The organism is Borrelia hispanica CRI (assembly GCF_000500065.1).
In the GTDB taxonomy this organism is placed as follows: Bacteria; Spirochaetota; Spirochaetia; order Borreliales; family Borreliaceae; genus Borrelia; species Borrelia hispanica.
In genome coordinates this window covers 1-3,070 of record NZ_AYOU01000072.1, presented here as the reverse complement: position 1 = coordinate 3,070, position 3,070 = coordinate 1, and the positions used below count along the sequence as shown (strand labels likewise).

Annotated in this window: 4 protein-coding genes; 2 read left to right on the top strand and 2 right to left on the bottom strand. The window is 25.1% G+C overall.

Annotated features, from left to right (window positions below):
• Positions 1–188 precede the first annotated feature (188 nt).
• Positions 189–605 (top strand): DUF261 domain-containing protein, encoded by a 417-nt coding sequence (locus tag U880_RS0101850; protein WP_024654537.1) that lies wholly within the window; start codon positions 189–191, stop codon positions 603–605.
• 432 nt (positions 606–1,037) lie between these two features.
• Here the strand turns inward: U880_RS0101850 and U880_RS0101845 are convergent, their stop codons facing one another.
• Together U880_RS0101845 and U880_RS0101840 are read right to left on the bottom strand one after the other, a co-directional pair.
• Positions 1,038–1,790, bottom strand: a complete 753-nt coding sequence (locus U880_RS0101845) for a site-specific integrase (protein WP_024654536.1) — start codon at positions 1,788–1,790, stop codon at positions 1,038–1,040.
• A gap of 453 nt (positions 1,791–2,243) precedes the next feature.
• Positions 2,244–2,675: an Mlp family lipoprotein gene (locus U880_RS0101840; protein ID WP_024654535.1), complete on the bottom strand. Its 432-nt coding sequence runs from the start codon at positions 2,673–2,675 to the stop codon at positions 2,244–2,246.
• 169 nt (positions 2,676–2,844) lie between these two features.
• On the opposite strand from U880_RS0101840, the gene U880_RS0101835 reads away from it, so the two are divergent.
• A partial coding sequence (locus tag U880_RS0101835) for a DUF603 domain-containing protein (RefSeq protein ID WP_024654534.1) occupies positions 2,845–3,070 on the top strand: 226 nt, incomplete at its 3' end.

The window sequence follows — 3,070 nt, the reverse complement described above, 5'->3', positions numbered from 1 at the left end:
ATAAAATTAAAAGCATTATTTTTGTAGATCAACTGAGATTGTTTGGTGGGGATAGTAAGTATCATAATCCTAAAGTTGATATTCCTACTCCTACTCCTGTTCCTGATTCTGCTTGTGAATTCAATGAAGATATTCCTTTTTAGAAGTTTATAAATGAGTTTTGGATTATATAGGAGGTTAAATGATATATGAAATTACAACAAAATGATAAAAGATTTGTTGAAGAGATTAGACGTTGGGGTTGTTACTTTTTATCTTTGCATTATTACATATCATCACTTACAAAGAACAAATTTGACTTTAATGATATTAATAATAATTATTATCAATTTGTTAGATTAGGTTATATGGGGATTAATTGTTATATTTTAAATCCATGTAAAATCTTAAGTTTCTTCGGCGTTAAAAGAGATGTTCGTGTTGAAGATAAATCTTATAAATGTTTAAAGGATGAATTTGAGATAAGTGAAGTTAAATTAAAGAATAATATTGGGTCCCATTTTATGGCAACAAATAATACAGAAGTTTTATATGATCCTCTTTTTCTTAAAGATAGAGGACAAGAATATCATCTTAAATCTAAGCGTATATTTAGAAAAATATGAATTCCCAATTTATTATCTCCATTATTGGTATTATTATTAAAAGGCTATATGCCTTTTTTTTTATGCTTATATTATTATGTTAAATATTGATTTTTGCTAAATTTGATTGTATACTATGTATGTCTTAGATTATTTCTTTTTAACCTTTATGATGTATGTTTTTGATTTTATATGTTCCCCCAATGAATAATAAAAAGAAACATACATTTTTTATTATGTCAAATCTTGATTTTTGTTAAGTTGAATTGTATAATAGCTAATATCTACGTGTTGAATTATCTTCAACCTATGTATAACCTTTATTTCTAAAATAAAAAATTCTAACAAAGAGAATTGTAACTTCTTTTTGTTAGTTTGTAGTAATATATTGATTTAATATTATGTTTGTATAGATCATATAGCAATATATGGAATATACAATGTAAATTGATATTATTTAAAACCATCTTTAATATCATGATATGCTTTTAATTTACTTGCTTTTGAGAGGCCATAAACATTATCAATTTCAGCTGTTGATGCATATTTCATTAATTCTTTAATTTCAAATGAGTTGTACCCTTTACTTTTAAGTGTTGCAATAAATATATTTCTACATATATGTAGTGATTTACGATATTTAAATCCTGATTTTGTTAATAATTCTTTAAATTGTTTTGATATCTCACTTATATTTATTCTATTATCTTTAAAGCGATGTTTACTTTTTTGAAATAGATAAGTACGTCTTGAATCTTGTCCTTTATTTTTAAAATGAAGTTTATGAATTTCTTCTATAGATTCAAATTCAGATTTACTTATTACTACTTCTCTAATGCAAATACTGGTTCGCTTCTTAGCTACATTTACACGTAAACTATAAAACACATCACCATTATTATTTTCTTCTCTTACTATGTCATCAAGTCTTATATTTTGAATTTCTATTCCTCTACAACCTGTAATTGAGAGTATATGAACAAACCATCCTGAGATTGGGTCTATTTGTTTAAGTTTGTCTATACTTTTCTTTACTAATCTTATGGTCTTATCATTTAAATAAAATCTTATTGGTATTGATTTAGATTTAGTATTGCTTTTGGTTTGTAATAATTCTTTCTTATATTGCCTTGTTTCTTTAAGTAATATTGAATTTTGTTTCTTTAGTTCTTTGATTTTTGCTTTTAATATTTCATGTTCTTTCATGTAATTTATATGTTAACTAAATGCTATAAAAATAAGTAAAATTATGTATAAATATGTTAGCAAATACTCTTAATTTATGTCAAATTATATGTCTCTCCATTGTATGCAAAATTTAATGTGTAGGGTATGTATTTTAATCAGAAGGGCTGATATTTAAGGGTGCAGCACAAAATATCTAGGAAACTTTGTGGTAGCTTTAACAAATACTTAAAAATTTAGTCTCTATTCTTTCTAGATTTTATTTTAAAGACTTCCCTATTTGCAATGAGAGATATCTCTCTTCTTTTTTTAACTTGTCTTTCTCTGTTAACTTCAAGTTAACATTTTGTTTACTTATTCCTTTTTTTAAATCTTTTTATTTATCCTTTTACTTGTATGAAAATCTGTATACTTTCTTTCTTAAATCTTGTTTTTAAATTCTGTTTATGAAATTTGTTTTATAGATTGATGGTTTTATTGTGCGTTTTGATCGCAATTGCTTGTTGCTTGGTCTTTAATGCCTTTCAATGTTTCATTATCCATTTTGCTGAAATATCCATTTATTACAGTTTTGAATGTTTTTTTTTGTTCAGATGCATTATTTCCTGTGCACTTTGCAAGTTCTGATTGAATGTGATCGAGGGCATCTTTTATATTGGATTCATTCAGGAGTACAAGTTGTGTGAACATATTCTCACTACTTAAAGCTTCTTTTAAAAAATCTAGACCCTGTTTTTGACTTTCACTTAACTTTTCTCTCAAGTCTTCTTCAGGCGTTTTTTGTGCTTCTACTTGTTGTTCTAAGTCTCTTTTATTTCTGCTCTTAATTCCTTTATTTGTATTATTATCTTGTTCACAACTATTCATTAATAGTAATAAAATCAAAGTAAAATTGGTTATTTTCATATAAAACCTCCTCATTTTAATAGATATTTGTGATTTTAAAATATATAGCGATTATTGTTATGTGGTATAACTTATTGTAAATATTTGTTGGTTTTGTAAAATTGTTATTTTGTTATAGAGTTTATGTTAAACTAAATTAATTTTTGTTAAATTATAAGGTTGAAGAGATATGAATAAAGTAAAAAGAGCATATGAAGATTATGCCATGTATTTTGAAGAAGGTCGATTAAATGATGCTGAAATAGCGAAAGAGCTTTGTGTTTCACGAGCTAATGTATGTAAGATGAGACAAAAATGGGAAAATATTAAAGATAATCCAAAAGAGTTTGATAGTGATAATAAAATAACCATTTGTAAAACTACTCTTAATAGTGTCTTAGATCGAGTACTTGAAA

Coding starts and splice junctions, on each gene's coding strand:
- U880_RS0101850 (WP_024654537.1), top strand. CDS start 189: ATGAAATTACAACAAAATGATAAAAGATTTGTTGAAGAGATTAGACGT.
- U880_RS0101845 (WP_024654536.1), bottom strand. CDS start 1,790: ATGAAAGAACATGAAATATTAAAAGCAAAAATCAAAGAACTAAAGAAA.
- U880_RS0101840 (WP_024654535.1), bottom strand. CDS start 2,675: ATGAAAATAACCAATTTTACTTTGATTTTATTACTATTAATGAATAGT.